Annotated in this window: 2 protein-coding genes and 1 pseudogene; all 3 read right to left on the bottom strand. The window is 70.7% G+C overall.

What is annotated here, in order from left to right; genetic code table 11:
• On the bottom strand, positions 1–1,118 hold a 1,118-nt coding region (locus tag JWP54_RS08435), incomplete at its 3' end, for a stealth family protein (RefSeq protein WP_297370295.1).
• A gap of 281 nt (positions 1,119–1,399) precedes the next feature.
• On the bottom strand, positions 1,400–1,828 hold the full coding sequence (locus JWP54_RS08430; protein WP_297370292.1) for a DUF1761 domain-containing protein: 429 nt from the start codon (positions 1,826–1,828) through the stop codon (positions 1,400–1,402).
• Positions 1,829–1,985: 157 nt separating this feature from the next.
• A pseudogene (locus JWP54_RS08425) lies at positions 1,986–3,149 on the bottom strand (thioredoxin domain-containing protein); the annotation flags it as partial.

Raw genomic sequence — 3,149 nt, 5'->3', positions numbered from 1 at the left:
AACATGTCGTCGTTGGAGTACAGGAAGTGCTCCGAGAGGCCCTCGATGTTGTGCAGCTGGCATTCCACCGCCTGCGAGTTGTGCGTGGGCAGCACGGACGGGTCCGAGAAGAACTCCTCACTGCGGACAATGGTCACAGACGGGTGCTCGGCGAGCCACTCCGGGGCGGGCGAGTCCGTGGCGATGAAGATGCGGCGGATCCAGGGTGCAAACATGTACACCGAACGCAGGGCGTACTTGAGTTCGTTGATCTGCCGGAAACGTGCTTCGTGGTCGTCGCCTTCGCCGAGAACCACACCCTTCTGCTGGGCGCGGCGGGCCGCGATGTACTCAGGGGAACTGCCGTCCACCCAGGAGAACACCAGATCTATGTCGAAGCTGATGTCGCTGAACAGGTCGTCGAACAAGTTCTGCAGGGTGCGCCAGCTGCGGCCGAAGAGTTCGACGGTCGTTTCGCGGGCCTCGGAGCGCGGGAGGCGGCGGCGCATGAGCACGTTCTCGACGGGGGCGACGATCTCGTCTTCGCCGAACCGCCACAGCTCGAGCTGGAACGCCGTCTCGGCGCCGTAACGCAGGCGGCCGATCGGTTCGATGCGCGGCTGGTAGACCCGGAACACGTCGGAGCTGCCGAGGGCCGCGAGGGCGCCGTCGGCCAGCAGCACCGGGCGGGCCGGGTCGCCGTCGAGCGGCTTGAGGTAGAAGGGGGTGTTGCTGAAGGCCTGCGCGAGGATGCGGCTGATCTTCTTGCGGCGCTTGCGGTTGACGGCGATGACCGGGCGGTCGTGGTCGCCGCGCACCAGCAGGTAGTCGATGCCGGCGGCGTCGAGCGCGTCGGCCAGGGCGAGCAGGTCGCTGACCCGGGACTCGTGGGGGGTGAAGTGCCCGTTGATCAGGGCGATCTCGCCCTTGCGCACGACAACGTCATCCCGGTCGAACCGGCGCGTGCGGTCGTCGAGGGAGAGCAGCACCAGCTCGGGTTCGCTGCTCAGCGACAGGATCGGCATGGAGGCGGTGTCGGGGGCCGGCTCGAGGACGGGGCTCGGCGCGGCCTCGGAGAAGCCAGTGCCGGCGGTGGTGCGGGAGTGTCGGGTGGAGTCGGTGCGGTCGAAGCGGGCCATGGTCCTCCTTGGAGCAATTACGTGGAAGCGGTAAAGGTTGCAGTGCGCCTGCGGCTGTTCCAATGAAGCGTCAGGTGCACTCCGCGTGGCGGGCAGAGTGGCGCCAGGCCCCGGAGTATGCGCCCGAAAGCTCGGGCAATCCGCGCTGGTCCAGACCGGGCGATGAGCCCGCGGGTAACAGCAACGTTGGTCCTAGTGTACGTCGCCGCGGGGGTGCGCCCGGAACGACGGCCGTACGGCCGGCGGTGTTCCGCGATCTGGCGCAGTCGGGCGGGGCCTGATCAGAGGGCGCTGATGCCGAATAGGCCGATGATCAGCGCCATCACCAGGATCGTGACGAGCTCGTGAGCGAGGTTGAGCACGGTGAGACCGCGGGGTCGGCGGTCGAACGCGTCGTGGGTGATCATCCGGGCGGCGGTGAAACCGGCCCAGAGGATCAGGCCGGTGAGCAGGGTGTTGGCCGGGAAATTACCACCGTAGAAGGCCTGCGCGATCGCCGCGGCGCCGGCAAGCACCCCGGCGGTGACGAAGCTGACGACCACCGTCACCACGATGGCCAGGGTGGCGCCGGACTGCGTGGTCTCGTCGGTGTGCCCGGCAGCCTTCATCCAGTAGCGCCCGAACACCGGTTTCGCATACCAGATCGCACCGATGACCATGCTCGACGCTGTCGCGAGTAGGACGGCCCAGATGTTCACTTCGGGGATCATGGTGCACTCCTTCCGCAGACGGCGGCGCCGTCGGTGGTTCCGATGCTAACGCCGCGGCTCCGGTCGGTGACGGATGCGCCGCCCGCGTCGCGCAACTGTTCCCGCTGCGGACAAGTGCACCCGGCACACCGGGTGCACATGTCCGCACGGGCAACAGTTATGGGCGGGTAGGGTCGGGCTCGGCGAGGGCGGCGGCGTCCGTGGTGGGCAGGCGGCAGACGAAGTCGCGGCACAGGTACGCGGTCGGGCGGCCGTCGCGGGTGCGGCGGTCGACGAAGAGCTCGAACCCTGCCGCGGCGAAGGCCGCGCCCTGCTGCTCGGTGACCACCGCGACCAGGCCGGTGCGATGCCGGGCGGCGTCCACCAGCGCGCGCGAGTCGGCGTCGTCGGCATCCGCCGGGTCGGCGGCGGTCACCACGACGAGTTGTTCGACCGGGGAGGTGAGAGCGTTGACGAGCCGCAGGGCCGCCCCGAAGGCGAGGGGATTGGGGTTGCCCACGCCCACCAGGCGCACCATGGCCGCGGTGGCCGCCTCGCGGTACCGGGCGCCGCCGCCGAGCAGGTACAGCCACCAGGCCGCCGTCGCAATCGCGGACAGGCCCGACGGGTAGGCGCCCTCGGACGGGTCGGTGGCCAGGTCGAGGCGCTGGCCGGTCAGGACCGGGTCCGCCCCCTCCGGCGGGATGAAGGTGGCGCCGCCGCCCGGCAGGGTGCGGTCGACGAGGTCCCTGGCCGCCTGGGCGTACCGCGGCTCCCCCGTCGCGGCGGCGAGCTCGAGCAGCCCGCCGGCGAACATGCCGTAGTCCTCGAGGGTGGCGACGGCCGAGGAGAGCCGCCCGTCGATGGACGCGCGCACCAGCGCGCCGTCCTCGCGGCGGTGCGCCTCGAGCAAGCGGTCCGCGGCGCTGCGGGCCAGGCCCAGCGCGGTCACGTCGGCGAGGGCCAGCCCGGCCGCGGCGAGCGCCCCGATCGCCAAGCCGTTCCAGCCGGTGAGCACCTTGGCGTCCAGGGCCGGTGGTACCTGGCCGCGGCGCGCGTCCTCGTCCAGGGCATAGTAGCCGCCCTCGACCCGGGCGCCGTCGACCGTGCTCTCAGAATCCTGGGCGCTGGCGAAACCGCCGCCGGGCAGCGCCAGCACGAGGCCGAGGAACCGCACGAGCCCCTCGGCCACGATGCGGGCCCAGTGTTCCCCGCTGAGCAGCCAGGCCTTCGTGTACAGCTCGAGCAGCTGCGCGTTGTCGTAGAGCATCCGCTCGTAGTGCGGGTCGCTCCAGTCCCGGTTCACCGCATACCGGAAGAACCCGCCCTCGACCGGGTCGCG

Source organism: Cryobacterium sp. (assembly GCF_025463825.1).
In the GTDB taxonomy this organism is placed as follows: domain Bacteria; phylum Actinomycetota; class Actinomycetes; order Actinomycetales; family Microbacteriaceae; genus Cryobacterium.
Note: the sequence above shows the minus strand (reverse complement) of the source record. Positions and strands in the feature narration are given on the sequence as shown.